We start from the raw sequence: 21,583 nt of genomic DNA, 5'->3' as shown, positions 1-21,583 counted from the left end.
CTTTTCTTATTCAATCATTCGGTAACGGCGCTGCCACGTCACGATCTCACCGGCTTCGTTATTGACCTGAAGCTGGCTCACCACGCGAAGCGTTAATTCATCGGTATTGCCGGTATAATTGACGCGGAAATACCGGCTGTTAATGGAGAGATAGTCGGCCACCTGTGGAAGGTCGTCTTTCAACTGCGGGAAGGCCTGCTCCAGCGCTTTGCTGAAGGTTTCCATACTTTCCCAGCCGGTTTCAGGACGCGATTCAATCAGGCGAACGGCATCATCTTCATTGAGTTTTCCCGGGAACAGCGCGGCCAGTAAGGCGGCCTGCTCCGGTTTCAGGGTATTCACATCCACCTTGCTGGCGGCGTCCGGCAGCGCGCACAGCAGCTTGCTCACCTTCGGGTAAGCGGCAGCCGGGAATGCGGGCAGCAGCGTGATCTCCGCAATGGTGCGCATCATCTGGTTCGCCGGTTGGCGAGCGGGCACCACGCCAGCCCAGGCATCGGTCTCAGCGCCCTCTTTGGCCGTCGTCGTGTCGCCATCGAGATAGTCCACCAGCTGCAGATACACCTCTTCCGCGTTGGTCTGGCTCAGACCGCTCTGCGTCAGAAGCTGTTCAACAATCTGCTCTCTGCGGGGCTTTTCCGGCACCGCCGGGGGGTTTTGCCCCTGGGCAACTTTCTCGACCGCCAGCAGGTTGTTGACGTTAAAGCAGTCCTGCGCGTCTTCCACCTGGCCGACCACCGTGTAGTCTTCGCCCCGGGTTTCCAGCGGCTGATGCCAGTCGCCGTCGGGGGAGAGCGCTTTGCTTTCCCCGCTGGCGTCGGCCTGCAGCCGGTCCTTCGCCACCTTTTCCTGGGCCTGCATCGCCCAGCGCAGCTGCTGCTGGCTTACCTGGTAATGCGTTTTTTGCAGGTTGCGGCAGAACTGCTGGCTGATTTTGGCAGCCAGCGCCGACATCATCACCAGCAGGATCAGCACCACCAGCAGAGCTACGCCTTTCTGTTTACGCAATGCACTCATGATTTTGCTTCCGGTGGCGGTACGGGGGCGTTTTCAGGTGCAGCCGCTTCAGGCAGATCGCCCGGCGTCGTAAAGACCCAGCGCCAGGTATCGCCATTTTCCATGGTCAACGTCAGCTCCACGCCGTCCGGCAGATGCGCCGGGTCGCTCCAGCTTTTCTGCCAGCCCTGACGGTAAAAACGCCACTGCAGGGATTTCACGTCGCTGACAATCGGCACCTCGTCGGGTTTCGCGTCCGCCGGGCCGTCAATCACCGGCCAGACGTCGCGATACAGATGCCCTTGTTCCAGCCGCCAGCGCACGCGCTCCAGCTGGATCGTGCCGCTCACGCCGTTCAGCGTGGTCAGCTCAAGCGCATCGTCCGCCTGACGGAACAGATCCGGCTCGTTGCGCGGCGCGCGCGCCTGCAGCTGGTAGAAATCACGCTCCATCAGGTTCCATGCGCGCTGCAGCTGATTGAGCTTCGCCGCGCTGGCGTCGGTGGCCGAACTGGTGCGCATCGCCCCGTCCAGAATTTGCCAGGCCAGCGTGCCGATCACCGCAAAGATGGTCAGGGCAATCATGATCTCCAGCAGGGTAAAACCGCGCTGGCGTCGGGTTCTCTTCACTGGCTCTCTCCTGGCCCAACGATCTGCAGCGAAATAACCGGCTGGCTGTCGTCACCTTCGGCATACACGCGAATCGCGTTAGCCCAGCCGTTGTCGGAGGTTTTGACCCGCTGCTTGCGCCAGTTCCAGCCGCGCCCGCCCATGATTTCCGTTCCCTGCTCCTCAGCATCCGGGAAGTCGGTTTTCGCGAGCTGCGCTTCCGCCAGCTGGTTCTCGGCCACCCAACTGGCCTGCAGCGTGTCGGCCAGCCCGTGGGTGAAGCGCACGTTCAGAGAGACCGAGTTCATCAGCGCCAGCGCGGCGGTGGAGAAGATGACCAGCGCGACCATCACCTCCAGCAGCGTCATCCCGTTCTGCTTAACCTTACCTTTAGTCATCGTTCTCTACCGATACCGGGGCCGCGCCCTGCGACACCACGCGGAAATAGTGCTGTTTGTCGTAGCGTTGCAGCGTAAGCGTAAAGCGGCCAATCTCGCCGTCCGGCAGAAAGAGGATCTGCGGATCAGCCTCGACGGTGGCCGCCAGACGCTGGGGCGACAGCGATACATGCATCTCCTGCGGAAAATCGCCTTTGGTGGTAATTCGTCCGGCAGATAAAGGCACCCAGTGACGCACGCCATTTTTATCGTCTAGCGTGACCAGCTGATATTTATCGGTGGTGATTACCAGCCCAACGATATTTCCGTCCATTACCGCACGGTCTGAACCATAATCAACGAGGGCTTTTAATTGCTGGCCAAATATATCCGCACCACTGCGTGAGGGTATTGTTGACACCACCATCATGGCGCAGCTGGCAAATATCACCAGCGCCAGAATAATTTCCAGCAACGTAAAGCCGCGTTGATTTTTCATTATTTCTCTTTCTTATCCAGAGACCAGTTCGTAATATCATCGGCGGTATTGGCTTCGCCGTCTGGACCGGCAGAAAAGACGTCTACGGCGCCGTGTTCGCCCGGGCTGACGAGCAGATAATCGTTTCCCCACGGGTCCTGCGGCAGGCGGCGAATATAGCCGTCAGCGCGGTAGCCGTTCGGGATGGGTGCGATTTCAGGCTTGGTCACCAGCGCCTGCAGGCCCTGCTCTGTTGTCGGGTAGCGGTGGTTATCGAGCTTATACATATCCAGCGAGCCTTCGAGCGCGACAATATCGCTGGTCGCTTTTTGCGTATCCGCTTTTTCTTTATTTCCCATTAAGTTTGGTACCACCATACTCGCTAAAACGCCGAGAATAACGATCACCACCATTAATTCGAGCAAGGTGAAGCCCGCCTGGCGAGCCAGGTTTTTACGTTTTATAGCCATGATTTAACCTACCATATTATTAAGTTGCAGAAGCGGCTGTAATATTGACAGCACGATAAATAAAACCATCGTCGCCATGGAGACCACCAGCGCCGGTTCAAATACCGACAGCGTTAACGTAATTCGATGCTGTAATGCCGACTCCTGGTTTTCCGCCGCGCGGTCCATTAAATTGCCGAGCTCCCCGCTCTCTTCGCCGGAGGCAATCATGTACAGCATGGTCGGCGGGAATAATTTCGCCTGTTCAAGCGCGGCATATAAAGATGCCCCCTGGCGCACGGTATCGGCGGCCTGCTCCAACACCTGCCGGGCGTAGAGGTTTTCGATACCGTCCATCGCGATATACATCCCTTCAAGCAGCGGCACGCTGCTGGCCTGCAGAATACTCAGGGTTCGGATATAGCGGGCGCTGTTGATGGCGCACACCAGCTTTTTAATCGGCGAGCCGTTCACCAGCCAGCTGTGCCAGCGAAAGCGGTTTTTGGCATTTCTGAGCCAGGTCTTAAAGCCGATAAACCCACCGGCCATGATCCCGACAATATAGATGCCGTACGCCTGCAGGAAATCGCTCACCGCGATCAGCGTGCGGGTGGTGATCGGCAGCTGTTGCTTCATGTGGGTGAACTGCTCGATCACCTGCGGGACTACCGCCACCAGCAGAATGCCGATCACCGCGATGGCCACCACCGTCAGGGTAATCGGGTAGACCATCGCCTGCGTCAGCTTGCTTTTCATCTTCTGACGCTGCTCGTTGTACTCCGCCAGCTTCTCCAGCACGTCGCCCAGGTGACCGGTCTTTTCACCGGCCATCACCAGGGTGCAGTAGAGCTTGTCGAAGGTGCGCGGGAACTGGCTGAAGGCGTCAAACAGCGTGTGCCCTTCCACCACCTTTTCACGGATCTCCACCACCATCGCCGCCAGCTTTTTGTCTTCCGTCTGCTTCGAGATGGCCTTCAGCGCACTTTCCAGCGGCAGCGCGGCGTTGACCAGCGTGGAAAGCTGGCGGGTAAACATCGACAGCACCGGCGTGGAGAGCTTAGCCCCGGTCTTTGCTTTCCCGGACACCGCCGCTTCGCGGGTTTCGGTGATGCTGACAGGCATTAGCTTTTGTTCGCGAAGCCACTGGCGAACCTGTTTTTGCCCCTCGACCTGCAGCGTGCCGCGCCGGGTTTTGCCCGCCGCATCCGTTGCCGTCCAGGCGTAGAAGGCCATTACTCATCCCCTCCACGCTCGGCGGTGACGCGCATCACCTCTTCCAGAGAGGTGATGCCGCTAATCACCTTCAGCAGCCCGTTTTCGCGCAGGCTGTAGGCCTGCTTAAAGAGCTGCGTTTCGATGGACATTTCGTCCTTATCTTCATGGATGGCGCGGCGCATGGTGCTGTCCACCACCAGAAATTCATGAATACCGGCACGGCCCTGATAGCCGCTCTGGCGGCAGTGTTCACACCCCACCGCGCGGTAAATCGCTTTCGGCGGCGTCTCCATAAAGCTGAATAGCGCTTTTTCATTGGCGTCCAGCGGACTGGTGGTGCGGCAGTGCGTACACAGCCGACGCACCAGACGCTGGGCAATGACACCGAGCAACGATGAACCGATTAAAAACGACTCCAGCCCCATATCCCGCAGGCGGGTAATCGCCCCGGCGGCGCTGTTGGTGTGCAGCGTAGACATGACCAGGTGACCGGTAAGCGAGGCCTGTACCGCAATTTGCGCGGTTTCGCCGTCGCGAATTTCCCCGATCATCACCACGTCCGGGTCCTGACGCAGAATGGCGCGCAGCCCGCGGGCAAAGGTCATGTCCACGCGCGGGTTAACCTGCGTCTGCCCCACCCCTTCCAGCTCGTATTCAATCGGGTCTTCAACGGTCAGGATGTTGCGCTCATGGCCGTTCAGCGCCGAGAGAATGGCGTACAGGGTGGTACTTTTACCGGAACCTGTCGGCCCGGTGACCAGGATAATGCCGTGCGGGCGGTCAATCAGCCCTTTTAACTTCTCCAGCTCTTCATCAATCAGGCCCAGCTTGTTGATGTCGGGCTTCAGGTTGCTTTTATCGAGCAGGCGCATGACCACGCGCTCGCCGTACTGGGACGGAATGGTCGAGACGCGCACGTCGATGGCCTTGCGGCCGATGCGCAGAGAGATACGGCCATCCTGCGGCAGGCGCTTCTCGGCGATGTCCAGTTTCGACATGACCTTGATGCGCGACACCAGCAGCGGTGCCAGCTTGCGCGCCGGCTGCAGCACCGGGCGCAGCACGCCGTCAACGCGGAAGCGAATACTCAGCGTGCGCTCGAAGGTTTCGATATGAATATCCGACGCGCCGTCCTTCACCGCCTCGCCGAGAATGGCGTTGATCAGGCGGATCACCGGCGAGTTCTCGTCGTTATCAAGCAGGTCTTCGTTATCCGGGATCTCCTCGGTTAACGCCATCAGGTCGATATCCGCGTCCATATCATCCACCAGCTGCTGCGAAACGCCGCTGCTCTGCTGCCAGATCTTGGCCAGCAGCTCGTCAAAGGCTTCAGATGTCAGGGTCACCGGGACGAACGCGCGTCCCAGCACCCGGCGCACTTCCAGCAGTGCTAACGCCGGGGTGTTATCACGGATATAGACGTCGTTGTTGTAAAACAGAACGCCGTTATCTTTTGCGTAGCTGCTGCTACACAGGGTTTTAGTCAGTTCGTCCACGGTGCCCTCGCCGCCTTAGTGTTTAAACGGATTGCGCGGTGTGCTGGCGCTGGTTTTTACCGGCGCGGCGCTGGCGTCGACGGGAAACGCGGGCAGTACCGCGTTATCCGTTGGTTCGATAATGCCGAGCTTTTTCTCTTCCACGCGCTGCTGCTGGCGGGCGCGGATCTGGTCATATTTCTCTTTCGACGCCGCGCTGTAGTTGTCGTCGTCGCGCAGCACGGTGGTATGGATAAACACCATCAGATTGCGTTTCGACGTATCCTGCGAGGTATAGCGGAACAGCTGGCCGACCAGCGGGATATCGCCCAGCAGCGGCACTTTGGAGACCGATTGTTTGGTGACGTTCTCCATCAGGCCGCCGAGCACCACCGTCTGCCCGCTGTGCACCATCACTTCGTTGTTGATGGTACGGGTGTTGAAGGTTGGGCCGAGGCTGGCATCTTCCGTCGCGCTGTTGTCGACGCTGGAGACTTCCTGCTCAATCTTCAGGTGGATCATGTCGCCATCGTTGATTTGCGGCACAATTTTCAGCTTGGTCCCGACCGTCTTGCGCTCAACGGAGTTAAAGACGTTGTCGCCACTGGTGGTCTGGGAGCCGGAAAGCACCGGCACGTCCTGACCGACGTTGAACGACGCCTCTTTGTTATCCAGCGTGACCACGCTTGGCGTGGAGAGAATATCGTTTTTGCCGTCGGTGGAGAGCGCGGTCATCAGCGCCCCGAAATCGCCGTTAAAGAAGCCGGTCGCAAGGCCGGTGAAGCTCGCCCCCTTCATGGTGCCGTTTTTAATCTGGCTGATTGGCAGGCCGGTGGAGCCGAACTGCACGCCGCCGTGCTTGCTGGTCCACTGCACGCCGAGATCCAGGCCGTTACCGTCCTGCACTTCAGCAATGATGGCTTCCACCAGCACCTGTGGACGACGGATGTCGAGCTTGTCGATCACCTTCTCAAGGGAGTTCATCACGTTAGGCTGGGCGGTGATCACCAGCGAGTTGGTGGCCTCGTCGGCGGTAATGTTCAGATCGCTGGACGCGGTGGCGGTTTTCGCCTTCGGCGTACTGGCCTTGTCCTTCAGCTGTTCACCTATCCCGGTCAGCACCGGAACCACCTTCGTGGCGCTGGCATATTTGAGGTAGAAGACGCGGGTATTCCCCTCGTTGTTCTGCTCGCGGTCCAGCTGATGGATCAGAGAGCGGGTACGCATGCGCGCATCTTCCGAGCCGCTGATCACCAGGCTGTTGGTTTCGTCATCCGCCACCACTTTAGTGGCCAGCTGCGGCGCGTTCTGCCCCTTCTGCTCTTCATTGTTGAGGTTGTTCAACATGTCGGAGAGCTCTTTGGCGGAGGCAAAGCGCAGCGGCACGATCTCGCGGCGCTGAATCCCGTCTTTGTCCACGCGCTGAACCAGATCCACCAGGCGGTTCACCACCGAGGCTTTACCGGTCAACAGCAGCACGTTGGACGGTTCAAAGTGCACCACGTTGCCGATGCCGGTGGCATCGTTGAGCTGGCGCAGCAGCGGGGCAAGTTCACGTACCGGCACATTTTCCATGCGCACGACGCGGGTGATGATCTCATCACCTTTACCCGGGTTTTTGCTGTCTGCCAGCGGCGCGCCGGCGGTACGGGCCACGCTGGAACGCACTACTTTAATCATGCCGTTGTCCATCGGGATCACCGACAGGCCGTACAAATCCAGCACGCTCAGGAAGAACTGGTAATACTCATCTTCCGTCAGCACGTTGTAGGTTCGCACCGACACCGAGCCCTGCACGGACGGATCGACGAGTATGGTTTTATTCAGATTGCGGCCTACCGTATCGATAAACTCGCGGATATCGGTATTTTTAAAGCTCGCGCTAAAGTTGGCTGCAAGCAGCGAACTTGAATATAACGACAATGCGGTCAGCGCCACGCACGCCCAGGGAAATTTCTTCATGTCTGTACACTTGTTAATTGTTTAGAACATTAACCCGAATATTTTCAAGGTGAGCGTGACGTCTGACGACGACCTCCGCCTCTTTCATTTTCGACCAGTTGGCAATAATACTTTTTGCCTGTGCTTCATCGGTCATATCGACAGAATTCACTTTTACCGCCACATCACCTTTTTCGAGCCCTGAATGGCTGTAGAAGGAAGAGGCATTCCTTGGATTAATGTTGTAGCCTTCCAGCTGGCCTTTTTCGATTAACGGCTTTAACACCAGATAATCATTCAGATGCACGCTTTCCGCGCCTGCATCTTTCGTCGATTTGCTTACCGGGCCGCTGTCAACGCCGCCCTTAAAATAATCAGGTTTATTTAATGCCAGTACCTGCGTAGCACCTTCGTAATTAACCACCACATTGTCTTTGTTAATTTCCTGAATATAGGCATCGTTAAAACCGGTCAGCGGCTCGCCTTCACGGTAGCTCTTCTGACCACCCGGCGTTTTGATCACGGCGAAAGAAAGCCAGGCGTCATCGCTGCGCACAATACCTTCGATCTCCGCTGCCAGCGGGGCTTTCGCGGCGGCTGGCAGGTTGTCCTGACGCACGGCCGCCGTGAAAAGGGTGAATGTCTTTTCATCACGACGCGTTTTCAGCGGCTGCGCATCAGCGTTAGCCAACTTATTCGTAACTTTTTTATAATCTTTAAACGTCAGATACCCTTGCTGGCCGCAAAAAATTAACAGCACAAACATAATGCAAGGCGTTATCCACCGTGACAGAAATGAGAACCTCATTTTTCATCTGGCCTTTAGCAAAGCGAAAATAAGCAGCGTCGCGCTGCGCCAATATGTGAGTAAAGCGTAATTTCCCGCTGTAAAAACGACCACTCACTTTGCCGCTAACTTTCATACAGAAAAATATTGACCGCATAAAATCCAGATGTTAGGCCTCACCGGCAGGATATTTTTACCCTGTGCGCAAATTGACCACCCTATAGCGTTGCTTTACTTTCTCGTCCTGTTGCTATTCCTAATCAGAGACGGTAAGTCGTTATGTATCAAAGCCACTTTAATTTTAAAAATCCGCCCTTTCGGAAAATAACCGGGTTATCCGGGGATTTTCTGGTGCCTTATCATCAGGACGTGTTCAACCTGCTGAAAGAGAATACCCAACAGGCGGGGATTATTGGGCTCTTTGCTGACGATGCCCCGCTGCTGGGCCAGTTCAGCGACGCCCTGAAATCCGCTAATCCTGACGTTTTTGCCATCAACGCGTTTCCAAAACTGAGTGCCAGTAGCCTGCTGTATAAACTCAACCCGGGAACGAAAGAGAGCAAAAACCGGCTTCAGGCGGTGGATACCATCCTGCACCAGTGGCAAGGGGGAAAAACCAGGACGAAAGTGCTGGTGATTAGCCACACCGAAGCCATGAAGGACACCTGTCAGGAGGTGCTGGCTATGCTGCTGACGCGCGCCCAGGAGCTGGGGTTTTGCCTCTCCATCGTGCTGATGGGCGCAGCGGGTCAGGAAGCCGTCCTGATGCAGCAGCCCGAGCTGCGTGAATATACACATACCCGTCACAGCCTGCGTCCTCTTACCTGCCGGGAATCTCTCCGCTACGTTGAGGCGCAGTGTGAAGAGCACGGGTGCGAGAGCTCACCGTTAACCCCGGCGCGCGTGCGCAAGATGCATACGCTGACCAGGGGGAATATCAGCAAGCTGAACGAGCTGGCCCACCTGTCGATGCTCGCCGCCTGGACCGAGCGTGCGCATCAGGTCAGTCCGCGTCATTTACGTCTGGCCTCCGGCGAGACGCTGCCTGCGAAAAAACACGGTAAGCGCCTGGCTACCGTCGGTTTATTCGCATCCGTGCTGTTTGCCGCCTGCGGCTGGTATATGACCTCCTCGATCGGTGCAAAACTTCCGGTTCAGCTCCCGGTGCCTGCCAGCTGGAAACAGCAGACGCCACATGTTCAGGCCCCGGTGGTGCCGGTTATCGACAATGAAATGGTCAATCAGCCGGATGCCATGCATCAGCTCTATCTGATGTGGGGATATGACGCCTCAGCGGACGATGCCCTGTGTCAAAACGCCGCAAAGGTGAACCTGATGTGCAGGCAGGGTAACGCCTCACCGGACGCGCTGGCGCAGGAAGGGTATCCGTGGGTAAGTGAACTGAAAACCGGCAACCACCTCAATTATGCCGTGGTCGCCCGCGTCGGGGATAACTCACTCGACCTGCTGATGAACAACCGTACCTGGCAGGTAAGCCGCAGCTGGTTTAACCAGCATGCCACCGGCAACTTTACCCAATTGCACCGCCTGACGCCGGAAGGTAAAGACGTCATCAGTGCCGCCAGCGATGCGAAGGACATGGGTTGGCTTGACCAGCAGCTGAGCGTAGCCCTTAACCAGCCGGAAACCCATTCCCGGACCTGGACGGCGGAGATGATGAAACGCACCCGTGAGTTCCAGCAAAAAATGCATCTGCATGTGGATGGCATTCCAGGGGAAGATACATTGATGCAGTTAATGCGTGAAACCCATTCCACGCCGAGCGTGCTGATCCAGACCACCCCGAAAATGCAGGAGAAGAAAGCCTGATGTCTACCCTCTGTCTTGCGGCCCAGCGCAGCTACGCTACCGGGGAGGCGGTCTGGTTTTCGTATCGCCTCCCTAGCCTGAGTAAAATCGTCGGCAACGCCTTTTTATGGATGTTGGGTCTGTGCGTCATGTTGACGGCGGGCGTGTACGCGCATACTTACTGGAATCTGCGTCATCCTGCGCCGGAACCGGTAACAAAAGCGAGCGTCGCGAAACCTGAAACGCAGCTTTCTGATATGCACTACGTGTATGTGAGCAAGCCGTTCCCGCATCCACATCCGAAACCCGCACCGGTGCAGGCTGACATCCCTGCCATGCAGGATCTGCCGATTAACAGCGACGATGCCGACTGGCAGCAAGCGCCCGACGGCGCGGAACCGCACGATACGTCGCGGGATACGTTACCCGGCACCGAAGCGCATGATGTCGCGCCCTCCAGTACAGGCAGTGAGGATACTTCTTTAACCGAGTTGTTTAAGCAGGCGTTAAAAGAACAGGAGCAAGATTATTCGCAAGGCAAAATTCCCGCGCCACCGGTGGATGAAGCGCAGGATAATTCGCAGACGAGAGTGCAACATAACGTGGGATCCCGATCTCCTTTGAGTGAAAAAGGAGATCGGCTGGAATAGTTAGTATTTTTCAGGCAATGTGGTCAGATTAAGGAGTCGACCTTTTTCCACCACAATATATTGACCTTTTTTGAGGTCGGAGAGGATTTTAATGATGGTACTGCGCGCCAGATTGGTATATTCCTGAATATAATCGTAAATATTGATATCACGCTGATGATGAACAATCAGCTCATTAATCTCGTATAAAAACTCGCGCACTACAGAATAAGCGCTGCGGGCAACCAGTACATCGTCACGTTTGCTCAGCATGCAGATGTACCAGGCCAGCACTTTGGTGAGTTCAGGCCATAAATTGTTATCGGTCATCAGCTGCGCGAAGACCTCTTTTTTGATTGAGCGCACCACAGTGTTAGCGCGAACAAGGCCGTACATATGGGTTGCGTTATAGTACATCGACGAGAGGCCAAAAATGCACTGGCCCGTTACCGTGAACATACACAGTTCGTCGGATTCGCGTCGGAATTCAACTTCACCGCTGACGATAATATGAATATATTGTGAATCGGACGTGGAGAGTTTCTGCCATTTCTTTAAGGTTTTCTCTTCAAAGCCTGATGTAGCAGAAATAATGGCTTCCATTTCATATTGCGGACGTAATTTTTTTGCATAGATGCTTAACATTGTTATACCCGATTTAAGATGTGAAATTTAAAAATGCAGGCATAGGGCAAAAAAGCCTTAAGCCCTGAATATGTTCCTGTGAAATTCTCAATGAGAGAAATAAAGAATAAATGCGATATATTTATTTGCTATATTAATTAGCAAGCTATGTGTCTATCTTAAATCCGGATAATTTTAAGTCAATTAACTAAAAATGAATTGAGTTTGTACTTAAGATTAATCTGAAGAAAATCAGAATGCGTTAAGGCATTCGGGGTAGTCCGAAGGATTACCCCTGCCCGTACTTCTCCAGAAGCGCTTCGGCAATGGCCATCGTTTCGACGTCCGCAATACCGTTCCACAGGTCAGGCCGGAAATGCATCTGGAACGCCGTGATGATGCGCTTTTGCTGCGCAGGGGTACTGTCAACCGGCACCTCATAGCCATACCGCGCGAGGAGATCGAGTAATGCCCCGGTCGCCACCTGCTGATAGCGCGGACGCCCGTTAATATAGAACGCGACGCGCGCCGGATCGGGCCATGCGCCAATGCCCTGCTGAGCAAGCTGTCGCCACGGGAACAGCGGGCCGGGATCGTCTTTGCGCTGCGGCGCGATGTCCGAATGGGCCACCACGTTTTCAGGTTTGATGTTGTAGCGGGTAATAATATCTTTGGCGAGTGGCACCAGCGCCGCAATTTGCGCAGGCTCAAACGGGGTAAAGCGCTTAACGCCCGACGTTTTTTGCCAGCCGCGGTTCTCCAGCTCAATGCCGACAGACGTATCATTGATGCGGTTTGTGCCGCGCCAGAAGCTAATGCCCGCATGCCAGGCCAGTTCGCTCTCGGGCACCAGCTGCCAGATGCGCGGCTTACCGTCCGGTGCCGGGGGTTTAGCCGGGATCAAATAGTGAGAGCTGACATTCTTATCCGTCAGCGTGGCCAGCGAGCTGTCAAAATCATCCGCGGTGTAGTGGATAACCAGCACCTTGATGCGCGGGTAAGCCGCCTGAGCCTGATGACGCGTATCCAGCTCGTAGGCACCTTTATCGATGATTCCCTTTTCCGCGGCACACCCTGCCAGCAGCAGCGCCAGCAGGATTGTGGCAAACGAACGCCTCATCGGAGGGTTTTCACCGCCGTACCGCTCACGCTCACCATCAGCATGCTGGCATCTTTACCGACCGTTTCGTAGTCGATATCAATCCCTACGACCGCATCGGCGCCGAGGGCTTCCGCCTGTTCGCCGAGCTCTTTAAAGGCGATTTCGCGCGCTTTGCGCAGCTCTTTTTCGTATGCACCCGAGCGGCCGCCCACGATATCGCGGATACCGGCAAAAAAGTCACGGAAGATATTGGCGCCGAGAATCGCTTCGCCGGTGACCACGCCGCAGTACTCGGTTATTGTCTGCCCTTCCAGGGTTGGCGTTGTTGAAAACTGCATGGTTTCTCTCCTTCTTTAGCGTTCAATGCCTTAGGCACAGCATTATCGGTTCGTTACGCTATGATTGAAAGGATAGTTAATAAATAAGGAAATCAACATGCGCTATTCTGCTTTAACACTTTTAGTGCCCTGCGCGCTGGTGCTCAGCGCCTGTACCACCACGGTCACGCCAGCCTTTAAGGATATCGGTACCCGCAGCGGCCCCTGCATAGAGGGCGGCCCGGACACTGTGGCGCAGCAGTTCTATGATTATCGCATTCAGCACCGCAGCAACGACCTCACCGGGCTACGCCCGTATCTGAGCGATGGCCTGGCAAAACTGCTTAACGACGCCACCCGCGATCCACAGCATAACGCCCTGCTGAAATCCGATCCATTCTCCAGCCGCACCACGCTACCGGACAGCGCCGAAGTGGCGAGCGCGTCAACCATCCCGAATACGGACGCCCGTAATATTCCGCTGCGCGTGAAGCTGACGCAGGGAACCCAAACCTGGCAGGATGAAGTGCTGATGATCCGTGAAGGTCAATGCTGGGCAGTGGACGACGTACGCTACGTGGGCGGCAGCGTTCATGCCCCGGCAGGCACGCTTCGCCAGTCGATTGAGAATCGCTAAATCCGCCGATATTCCCTGGTAACCCCCGTAAAATGTGCGGCATTTCATGCGGAATGCCGACATTTATACTCGCCGACCTTGCCGTTCGCTATTTTGTGCTATGTTTAAGAGGAAATACGGGTTATATTTAACTTTTAACGCAGAAATATTGCATAACTATTCTGTCAACGGTACTATCTGCGGCCTCAATTGCTATAGATTGCCTGGATGAGTAAAGACTGCCCCGATGAGTATTAAACTAAACGGCATTAACTGCTTCTACGGCGCACACCAGGCGCTGTTTGACATCACGCTGAACTGCCCGGAAGGCGAAACGCTGGTTTTGCTTGGCCCAAGCGGTGCAGGCAAAAGCTCCCTTCTGCGTGTCCTTAATCTGCTTGAAATGCCCCGTTCAGGTACGCTGGCGATTGCCGGTAACCATTTTGATTTCGCGAAGACGCCGTCTGATAAAGCGATTCGTGAGCTGCGTCAAAACGTCGGCATGGTCTTCCAGCAATACAATCTCTGGCCGCACCTGACCGTCCTGCAAAACCTGATTGAAGCCCCGTGCCGCGTGCTGGGGTTAAGCAAGGATCAGGCGATCGCGCGCGCCGAAAAGCTGCTGGACCGCCTGCGTCTTAAGCCCTACAGCGACCGCTATCCGCTGCATCTTTCTGGTGGTCAGCAGCAGCGTGTGGCCATTGCCCGTGCGCTGATGATGGAGCCTGCGGTGCTGCTGTTTGATGAACCCACCGCGGCGCTGGATCCGGAAATCACCGCCCAGATCGTGAGCATCATCCGCGAGCTGGCGGAAACCAACATTACGCAGGTCATCGTCACCCATGAAGTGGAAGTGGCGCGTAAAACCGCCAGCCGTGTGGTCTACATGGAAAACGGCTATATCGTTGAGCAAGGTGATGCGAGCTGCTTCGCGAACCCGCAAACCGATGCCTTCAAAAACTATTTATCTCATTGATTGTGTCAGGGGAAATATAATGAAAAAAGTATTACTTGCCGTGCTGCTTGCTGGCGTTACCCTTTCCGCTACCGCAGCCCAGACCATTCGTTTTGCCACGGAAGCCTCTTACCCTCCGTTTGAGTCCATCGACGCGAACAACAAAATTGTGGGCTTCGACGTGGACCTGGCTAACGCCCTGTGTAAAGAGATCGATGCGACCTGTACCTTCAGCAACCAGGCGTTTGACAGCCTGATCCCAAGCCTGAAGTTCCGCCGTATCGACGCCGTGATGGCCGGTATGGATATCACCCCGGAACGTGAAAAGCAGGTGCTGTTCACCACCCCTTACTACGACAACTCCGCCCTGTTCATTGGTCAGAAAGGTAAATTCACCTCTGTCGATCAGCTGAAAGGCAAAAAAGTCGGCGTGCAGAACGGCACCACGCACCAGAAATTCATTACGGATAAGCATCCGGAAATCACCACCGTTCCATATGACAGCTACCAGAACGCGAAGCTGGATCTGCAAAATGGCCGTATCGACGGCGTTTTCGGTGATACCGCGGTCGTGACCGAGTGGCTGAAAGCCAACGACAAGCTGGCGCCAGTGGGCGACAAAGTGACCGATAAGGATTACTTCGGTACCGGTCTGGGGATTGCCGTTCGTCAGGGCAACACTGAGCTGCAGCAGAAATTCAACGCTGCGCTGGAAAAAGTGAAGAAAGACGGCACCTACGAAACCATCTACAAAAAATGGTTCCAGAAGTAATTCCTGATGAATGAAATTTTTCCTTTAGCAAGTGCCGCCGGGATGACCGTCGGCCTTGCCGTTTGCGCACTGATTATCGGCCTCGTGCTGGCGATGTTCTTTGCGGTGTGGGAATCCGCGAAATGGTTCCCCGTCGCCTGGACAGGCTCCGCGCTGGTCACCGTGCTGCGTGGGCTACCGGAAATTCTGGTGGTCCTGTTTATCTATTTCGGCTCTTCGCAGCTGCTGCTCACGTTGTCTGACGGCTTCACCCTCAATCTCGGTTTTGCGCAGATCCCGGTGCAGATGCAGATTGATAACTTCGACGTTAGCCCGTTCCTGTGCGGCGTGATTGCCCTTTCCCTGCTCTACTCCGCGTACGCGTCGCAAACCCTGCGCGGTGCGCTGAAAGCCGTGCCGCAGGGACAATGGGAGTCGGGTCAGGCGTTAGGGTTGTCGAAATCCGCCATCTTTTTCCGTCTGGTGATGCCGCAGATGTGGCGTCATGCCCTGCCGGGGCTCGGCAACCAGTGGCTGGTGCTGCTGAAAGATACCGCGCTGGTGAGCCTGATCAGCGTTAACGATTTGATGCTGCAAACCAAAAGCATCGCCACCCGTACCCAGGAGCCGTTTACCTGGTACATTGTGGCTGCGGCGATCTACCTGGTGATCACGTTGCTCAGTCAGTACATCCTCAAGCGTATTGACCTGCGTGCGACGCGCTTTGAACGGAGACCAGGCTGATGCTTGAATACTTTCCCGAGTTGATGAAAGGGCTGCACACCAGCCTGACGCTGACCGTGGCGTCCATTATCGTGGCGCTGATCCTGGCCCTTATCTTCACCATCATCCTGACGCTGAAAACGCCGGTGCTGGTGTGGATTGTGCGCGGTTACATCACCCTGTTCACCGGTACGCCGCTGCTGGTGCAGATCTTCCTGATTTACTACGGCCCGGGCCAGTTCCCGTCGCTGCAGGAGTATCCGGTTATCTGGCATCTGCTCTCTGAGCCGTGGCTGTGTGCCCTGATTGCCCTTTCGCTGAACAGCGCGGCCTATACCACCCAGCTGTTCTACGGGGCGATCCGCGCCATTCCGGAAGGCCAGTGGCAGTCCTGCGGGGCGCTGGGCATGAGCAAGAAAGACACGCTGGCGATCCTGCTGCCGTACGCCTTTAAGCGCGCCCTCTCCTCCTATTCCAACGAAGTGGTGCTGGTGTTCAAAAGTACCTCGCTGGCCTACACCATCACCCTGATGGAAGTAATGGGTCACGGACAGCTGCTGTATGGACGCACCTATGACGTAATGGTGTTCGGCGCGGCGGGCGTGGTGTACCTGGTGGTGAACGGTCTGCTGACGCTGATGATGCGCCTGATCGAGCGTAAAGCGTTAGCGTTTGAGCGCAGAAATTAACCACGCGAATGCATAAAACGGTATTCATAAAGCGGGTAACCTGATGGGTTATCCGCTTTTTTTTGTAACAAACACAATATTTAATCATTTTTATTGCATATAAATTCATTAACTGGCATTGTACATCCAGGCCGCAGACACGGCGCATCAATAAGACAGACGGGAGCATTACAATGAAAAAGTTAGTTCTGGCCGCATTACTCGCCACCTTCGCCGCTGGCGCATCCGCTGCGGATAAAATCAATTTCGGCGTCTCCGCCACCTATCCACCGTTTGAATCGCTGGATGCCAGCAACCAGATCGTTGGTTTCGATATCGACCTGGCGAAAGCGCTGTGCAAACAAATGCAGGCTGACTGCACCTTTACCAACCATGCCTTCGACAGCCTGATCCCGTCGCTGAAGTTCAAAAAATACGATGCGGTGATCTCCGGGATGGACATCACGCCTGAGCGCAGCAAGCAGGTCGCGTTCACCGACCCGTACTACGCCAACTCGGCGGTGGTGATTGCGAAGAAAGGCGCTTATACCTCTTTCGATCAGCTGAAAGGCAAACGCATCGGGATGGAAAACGGCACCACGCATCAGAAATACCTGCAGGACAAACATCCGGAAGTGAAAACCGTGGCCTATGACAGCTACCAGAACGCGATTATCGACCTGAAAAATGGCCGTATCGACGGCGTCTTCGGCGATACCGCCGTGGTGAACGAGTGGCTGAAAACCAATCCGCAGCTGGGCACCGCAACGGAAAAAGTGACCGATCCACAGTACTTCGGTACGGGCCTCGGCATCGCGGTACGTCCGGATAACAAAGCCCTGCTGGAAAAACTGAACGGCGCGCTGAAAGCGATTAAAGCGGACGGTACGTACCAGAAAATTAGCGAGCAGTGGTTCCCGCAGTAATCTCAGAATGCTGAGTTAACAATCACCTATAAAGGCTATTCCAGAGGCGTAGCCTTTTTAATTCGCTAACGGGCTGTTTTCAACACAGCGAAAACCTGTTGAGCGCGAGGGGGGCCCCTGAACCGTATCAGGTTTAAGGGAGTCTCGGGTCACGGTGAGTGAATCCGATGGGGCTCCCAGCCAGCCTCTAATCACCTTTTTTACCCCAGTCGCTGGTCCCTGAGGATCCTTTTCCCGGGAGTGACGGTAATAATCTGCAGCATACCAGTCCATAACCCAGTCAGTACCATTTCCCAGCATATCGTATAATCCTTGTGAATTCGGATCATAGCTTCCCACTGGTCGATTCTCTGCCGACGGGGCAAAATTACTGGCTTTATTATCTTCGTAATACCAGTGGTTATCGCTGTTCGCCAGAATCAGGAACTGACCTCTGCTGCGTGCCGCGTACTCCCACTGCGCTGCCGTTGGCAGGTCGATGTGACGCTTGCTGACTTGACCCAGCCACCGGCAGTAGGCCTGCGCATCCTGCCAGTTAGCCGATGCCGGATAATTGTCACCAAGCGCATCCCGACCACTTTTCCAGGTGTATTTGTTGTCTCGTGTATCTTTATAAAAACCCGTTAAATCCCGCCCCTGGATCTCCAGCCAGCGGTTAAATTCTCCCCACGTCACCCGGTACTTACTGATACGGAAATCAGACAATATCACCCAGTGAAGCGGTTTATTATCCGTATCTGCGCTAAATGGCAGTTTCTCTCCCGTAAGAGAGCCAAAATCCCCCATCTGAAAACGCCCGCCCTTTACCGTGACCAAGTCCTCTAGCGCGCGATTAACAAGTACATCCTGCTCTGCATGTATCTTCTGTTCATCCCGGCAACCAGTGAGTATCAGCAACACTCAAACACCCGTTACGCCATAACCTGTCAGCCTCATGCATAGTCCTTTACTTGATCAGTTCGATTTTTATAAACGTGCTGACAGATTGCTTTCAACACAGCGAAAACCTGTTGAGCGTGAGGGTGGCCCCTGAACGGTTTCAGGTCTCATACTTCCTCTGGTAATGGTGTAACCCTCTCCGGCATCTCTGGGTAGTCCCCGGATAACCCGTTTATCACCTTTCTCTGGCCCCTGAGGATCTTGCTCAGGAGAATGACTGTAATAATCCGCCGCATACCAATCTTTGACCCAGTCAGCCCCATTTCCCTGAATATCATATACACCGAGCGGATTCGGGGCATAACTTCCTACCGGACGGTTTTCCGTTGAGGGAGCGATATTGCGTGCAATGTCATTTTCATAGTGATACCAGTTATCACTGTTGCCAAAAATCAGAAACTGACCTCTGCTGCGTGCCGCGTACTCCCATTGGGCTTCTGTTGGCAGGTCGATATGGCGCTTGCTGGCCTGCCCGAGCCAATGGCAGTAAGCCTGCGCATCCTGCCAGTTAGCCGATGCCGGAAAATTATCACCAAGCGCAATTTTTAGTGAGGCATAATCTGGATCGCTATCATTGGCCGTCTTCCGAAAATAATCGTTCGGCTCCCTCCCCTGGATCTCCAGCCAGCTGTTAAATTCTCCCCACGTCACCCGGTACTTACTGATACGGAAATCAGACAACGTCACCCAGTGTAGCGGTTTATTATCCGCATCTGCGCTGTACGGCAGTTTCTCACCAATAAGAGCACCAAAATCACCCATCTGAAAACGGCCACCTTTTACTGTGACCATATTTTCCAGCGCCCTGTTAACCAGATCTGTCTGCTCAGCCTTCATTTTTTGATCATCCCGGCAGCCAGTCAGCACCAGAGTAATCAGTAATCCTGTCACACCATAGCCTGTATACGTCATGCTGTATCTCCATGCATGGAGTAAATCAGCCGCGTACAGCTATGGAGATACGTCGGCAGCACTTCTCTTAATGGTAAGGTAGACATATTGATGTGCCCTGGAGGGATAGCGGGGGCTTCAGGCAGGTGGAGGTAAAGGTTTCTCAGATTATCGGCATAATGACTGGGTTCAATCGTGATGTTCCGCGCTGCGGGGACCAACGAACCAGCAAAACCATAGGTTTTGGGTGTCTCACCTTGTGCCAGAAAAGCAATGACCCTTTGTTCATTAATACGCCAGTTGCTTTTTTCCTCTCCAGGCATTTTTGAAAGATGCTGCATAACATTTTCATATTCTCGCTGCGACTGTACCCAGCGAAGAGCATAAATAATGGCTCGTTTACGAGCGCTAAAAACAGCTCCGCCCTCACAGGTCGTCTCTCCATGACTCACTGGACTGGCGACATTATCCCAAAGGTTTGTTTCAATCAGTGAGGCAATGGCTGCGCCTTTGCTCTCCGGCGGAGTAAACTTTAAACAATCCCCTTTTGTATTCAGTATGTTAGTCATTAGCGCCACGCGGGATTCTTTTTTATCCCAACTGTTTTTAAGTTCAGCGGCTATATTTCCCCCAGCATCAATCACACGATTGATCCCATACATTCCCACCAATAACGGAATGGCGCAGAAAGCATAATAATCGTCCGCCATCATAATCTGCATCAGCCGGATATAATCCGCATTTCGCAGCATATAGGTCAGGCAGGGCATAAACTCAGACATGATTGCGGGACCGTCAACCTCAAAGCTCATCGATCCTTTACCCCCTGTCCCCCAGCACAACCCACCGCTAACCTCTATACGCACCTTACCATCTTGCCATCTGAACTTAAGCTGCCCGCTAAGACCGCCACCAGCCTGAGCAGCCCCCCCCACCCCAACCTTCGCCAACGTACTGTATTTTTCGTCGTGATCAGGATTGAGCCAGACCAGTGCACCAGACACATTCGCCCCGGCTTCTGCCCCGACAAATACGCCTAGCTCTGCCCCACCGCCTAAGGGCATATGCTCTTCTTTAGTGACGTCTATCTGCCGCCAAAATCCGTAGCCTTCATCCGGCATAGCTTTTACAGGCAACCCTTTTGCCAGATCGCCAGTAATATTGACCCCCGCCTCTATACCCAGACTTGCCCCAACGCTCCCCGACAATGTCAGCTCAATATCAAAACGAAACGTACCCAGAATCCCCATACCACCGCCGGGTATTTTTGCCGGATCTAACGGATAACAAATTTTTACGCCGACATTATCCGGCAGATGAAGCTTGCCGCTGCTTTTTGCCTCTGCAAGTGCAAGGTTGGCATAAACGCTGGTCTTACCGTGCAGCTCTGCTTTTGGCCTGTATCGTCCGGTGCGGATATCAATTTCAAACGGATTAAATACCCCCTTCATGCTCGCGCCATACGCCCAACGTAATAGCTGAGCCTGTGCATCAAATGCCATGCCGGAACCTTCATAAGGTGAATGTTCCAGGCTTTGGTTAAATTCTTGTGCCCATACGCTCCAGACGCCAGAGTTATCATCGAGCAGTTTCACTTCCCAGGCTTTCATTGACGGCTTAAGTTTTGCCAGTTGCCCCTTCAGCTTCTCCGGGTCAATTTGATGGCGGGTATGCGTATGGCCATCTTTGCCGGTATATTCAACCGCCCTCAAAAAGCTTTTACCGCCGCTTTTCTTTTCCGCGCTGTTCAACCTGTATCGACGCCAGTGGCTACGAATTTTATCTGAACGGACGTAGACATATTTGGTTCCGTTTTTCCCACCCATAACGTCTATAAGTTCCATCAGCCCTAGTGCGTTCTTTTTACTATTTTCATCCAGTAATGTTGCGGCGGGGAGGTTTTCTGTAGGGGTCAATGCTGCAAGTTCGGCCCGTAAGGTCTGACAGGCTTCATCAAGATGTCGATACTCATCCTTCAACAGATTCTGAAAGCGATTACGCTCTGGTACATCGACCCAGCCCAGAGTAGTCACGTCTTTCTGAAGTTGCTCAATACGCTGTAACGCGTCCGCTCTCTGCGCCAGACAGTAGGTGAGTCGGTTACTTTCCTGCTCAAGATCGTGCCAGTCGCATTGGTCAACTGCCAAAAGGGTTTCACTGTCGGGATGAAAATAAAGACGGGGATAAGAGGGGACAACGACTTCTTTGCAGACCCCGCCAGGGCGTGTCATCACGCTGTAGCATCCATCCCAGGGTATGACTTTTACAGTCATCACTAAGTCCTTTTAGTTTGAGTGGTTATTCTCT

The 21,583-nt window shown here is 54.6% G+C and carries 23 protein-coding genes; 8 read left to right on the top strand and 15 right to left on the bottom strand.

What is annotated here, in order from left to right; genetic code table 11:
* Nucleotides 1–6: 6 nt before the first annotated feature.
* The 9 genes from gspK to gspC are packed head-to-tail and all read right to left on the bottom strand — an operon-like array spanning nt 7 to nt 8,305.
* Nucleotides 7–1,017: a type II secretion system minor pseudopilin GspK gene (gspK, locus tag AC0TNG_RS21995; protein WP_208763675.1), complete on the bottom strand. Its 1,011-nt coding sequence runs from the start codon at nt 1,015–1,017 to the stop codon at nt 7–9.
* Nucleotides 1,014–1,625, bottom strand: coding sequence for a type II secretion system minor pseudopilin GspJ (gspJ, locus tag AC0TNG_RS21990; protein WP_417927153.1), 612 nt, complete (start codon nt 1,623–1,625; stop codon nt 1,014–1,016). The genes gspK and gspJ overlap by 4 nt, the downstream gene beginning before the upstream one ends.
* Nucleotides 1,622–2,002: a type II secretion system minor pseudopilin GspI gene (gspI, locus tag AC0TNG_RS21985; protein ID WP_048990951.1), complete on the bottom strand. Its 381-nt coding sequence runs from the start codon at nt 2,000–2,002 to the stop codon at nt 1,622–1,624. Before gspI ends, gspJ begins: the two co-directional genes overlap by 4 nt.
* Complete coding sequence (gene gspH, locus AC0TNG_RS21980; RefSeq protein ID WP_267216799.1) at nt 1,995–2,480, bottom strand: type II secretion system minor pseudopilin GspH; 486 nt, start codon at nt 2,478–2,480, stop codon at nt 1,995–1,997. The genes gspI and gspH overlap by 8 nt, the downstream gene beginning before the upstream one ends.
* Nucleotides 2,480–2,929: a type II secretion system major pseudopilin GspG gene (gene gspG / locus AC0TNG_RS21975; protein ID WP_024907836.1), complete on the bottom strand. Its 450-nt coding sequence runs from the start codon at nt 2,927–2,929 to the stop codon at nt 2,480–2,482. The genes gspH and gspG overlap by 1 nt, the downstream gene beginning before the upstream one ends.
* Nucleotides 2,930–2,932: 3 nt before the next feature.
* Nucleotides 2,933–4,141 carry a type II secretion system inner membrane protein GspF gene (gene gspF, locus AC0TNG_RS21970; protein ID WP_417927152.1) on the bottom strand — a complete coding sequence of 403 codons (1,209 nt, stop codon included), beginning with the start codon at nt 4,139–4,141 and terminating at the stop codon, nt 2,933–2,935.
* On the bottom strand, nt 4,141–5,619 hold the full coding sequence (gspE, locus tag AC0TNG_RS21965) for a type II secretion system ATPase GspE (protein ID WP_090417574.1): 1,479 nt from the start codon (nt 5,617–5,619) through the stop codon (nt 4,141–4,143). The genes gspF and gspE overlap by 1 nt, the downstream gene beginning before the upstream one ends.
* A gap of 15 nt (nt 5,620–5,634) precedes the next feature.
* Entirely contained in the window at nt 5,635–7,560 is a 1,926-nt protein-coding gene (gene gspD, locus AC0TNG_RS21960) for a type II secretion system secretin GspD (RefSeq protein WP_024907839.1), read from the bottom strand.
* Between the two features lie 13 nt (nt 7,561–7,573).
* Nucleotides 7,574–8,305, bottom strand: a complete 732-nt coding sequence (gene gspC, locus AC0TNG_RS21955) for a type II secretion system protein GspC (protein WP_463726922.1) — start codon at nt 8,303–8,305, stop codon at nt 7,574–7,576.
* 300 nt (nt 8,306–8,605) lie between these two features.
* On the opposite strand from gspC, the gene AC0TNG_RS21950 reads away from it, so the two are divergent.
* A complete protein-coding gene (locus tag AC0TNG_RS21950; protein ID WP_473702325.1) occupies nt 8,606–10,156 on the top strand; it encodes an ExeA family protein in 1,551 nt (516 codons plus the stop codon).
* Nucleotides 10,156–10,785, top strand: coding sequence for a hypothetical protein (locus tag AC0TNG_RS21945; RefSeq protein WP_473702324.1), 630 nt, complete (start codon nt 10,156–10,158; stop codon nt 10,783–10,785). The genes AC0TNG_RS21950 and AC0TNG_RS21945 overlap by 1 nt, the downstream gene beginning before the upstream one ends.
* On the opposite strand, the gene AC0TNG_RS21940 is transcribed toward AC0TNG_RS21945, so the two are convergent.
* The 3 genes from AC0TNG_RS21940 to AC0TNG_RS21930 form a co-directional block, all read right to left on the bottom strand.
* The gene (locus AC0TNG_RS21940; protein WP_473702323.1) at nt 10,786–11,409 is read right to left on the bottom strand and encodes a helix-turn-helix domain-containing protein; all 624 of its coding nucleotides are present in this window, start codon (nt 11,407–11,409) and stop codon (nt 10,786–10,788) included. It abuts the gene before it with no gap.
* A 268-nt stretch (nt 11,410–11,677) separates the two neighbouring features.
* Nucleotides 11,678–12,508 carry an N-acetylmuramoyl-L-alanine amidase gene (locus AC0TNG_RS21935; RefSeq protein ID WP_048990936.1) on the bottom strand — a complete coding sequence of 277 codons (831 nt, stop codon included), beginning with the start codon at nt 12,506–12,508 and terminating at the stop codon, nt 11,678–11,680.
* Nucleotides 12,505–12,828 carry a heavy metal-binding domain-containing protein gene (locus AC0TNG_RS21930; protein WP_023310944.1) on the bottom strand — a complete coding sequence of 108 codons (324 nt, stop codon included), beginning with the start codon at nt 12,826–12,828 and terminating at the stop codon, nt 12,505–12,507. Before AC0TNG_RS21930 ends, AC0TNG_RS21935 begins: the two co-directional genes overlap by 4 nt.
* A 97-nt stretch (nt 12,829–12,925) precedes the next feature.
* Between AC0TNG_RS21930 and AC0TNG_RS21925 the strand changes: the two genes are divergently transcribed.
* The 6 genes from AC0TNG_RS21925 to artJ all read left to right on the top strand — a co-directional run bounded on the left by AC0TNG_RS21925 (nt 12,926) and on the right by artJ (nt 17,446).
* The gene (locus AC0TNG_RS21925; protein ID WP_023335076.1) at nt 12,926–13,444 is read left to right on the top strand and encodes a lipoprotein; all 519 of its coding nucleotides are present in this window, start codon (nt 12,926–12,928) and stop codon (nt 13,442–13,444) included.
* A gap of 226 nt (nt 13,445–13,670) precedes the next feature.
* On the top strand, nt 13,671–14,399 hold the full coding sequence (gene artP, locus AC0TNG_RS21920; protein WP_023310942.1) for an arginine ABC transporter ATP-binding protein ArtP: 729 nt from the start codon (nt 13,671–13,673) through the stop codon (nt 14,397–14,399).
* A 19-nt stretch (nt 14,400–14,418) separates the two neighbouring features.
* Nucleotides 14,419–15,150: an arginine ABC transporter substrate-binding protein ArtI gene (artI, locus tag AC0TNG_RS21915; RefSeq protein WP_048990934.1), complete on the top strand. Its 732-nt coding sequence runs from the start codon at nt 14,419–14,421 to the stop codon at nt 15,148–15,150.
* 6 nt (nt 15,151–15,156) lie between these two features.
* Entirely contained in the window at nt 15,157–15,873 is a 717-nt protein-coding gene (artQ, locus tag AC0TNG_RS21910; protein ID WP_024907846.1) for an arginine ABC transporter permease ArtQ, read from the top strand.
* Nucleotides 15,873–16,541: an arginine ABC transporter permease ArtM gene (artM, locus tag AC0TNG_RS21905; RefSeq protein ID WP_023310940.1), complete on the top strand. Its 669-nt coding sequence runs from the start codon at nt 15,873–15,875 to the stop codon at nt 16,539–16,541. The genes artQ and artM overlap by 1 nt, the downstream gene beginning before the upstream one ends.
* 173 nt (nt 16,542–16,714) lie before the next feature.
* The gene (artJ, locus tag AC0TNG_RS21900) at nt 16,715–17,446 is read left to right on the top strand and encodes an arginine ABC transporter substrate-binding protein ArtJ (RefSeq protein ID WP_021240923.1); all 732 of its coding nucleotides are present in this window, start codon (nt 16,715–16,717) and stop codon (nt 17,444–17,446) included.
* 57 nt (nt 17,447–17,503) lie between these two features.
* On the opposite strand, the gene AC0TNG_RS21895 is transcribed toward artJ, so the two are convergent.
* The 3 genes from AC0TNG_RS21895 to AC0TNG_RS21885 form a co-directional block, all read right to left on the bottom strand.
* On the bottom strand, nt 17,504–18,346 hold the full coding sequence (locus tag AC0TNG_RS21895; RefSeq protein ID WP_267216806.1) for a formylglycine-generating enzyme family protein: 843 nt from the start codon (nt 18,344–18,346) through the stop codon (nt 17,504–17,506).
* Nucleotides 18,347–18,412: 66 nt separating this feature from the next.
* Nucleotides 18,413–19,297 (bottom strand): formylglycine-generating enzyme family protein, encoded by an 885-nt coding sequence (locus tag AC0TNG_RS21890; RefSeq protein ID WP_024907848.1) that lies wholly within the window; start codon nt 19,295–19,297, stop codon nt 18,413–18,415.
* Nucleotides 19,294–21,549: a hypothetical protein gene (locus AC0TNG_RS21885; protein ID WP_024907849.1), complete on the bottom strand. Its 2,256-nt coding sequence runs from the start codon at nt 21,547–21,549 to the stop codon at nt 19,294–19,296. Before AC0TNG_RS21885 ends, AC0TNG_RS21890 begins: the two co-directional genes overlap by 4 nt.
* Between the last annotated feature and the right edge of the window lie 34 nt (nt 21,550–21,583).

It is taken from the genome of Enterobacter sp. PL_is514 (assembly GCF_055816715.1).
The sequence above is the reverse complement of the archived record's forward strand: the minus strand, read 5'-3'. Positions and strand labels throughout refer to the sequence as shown.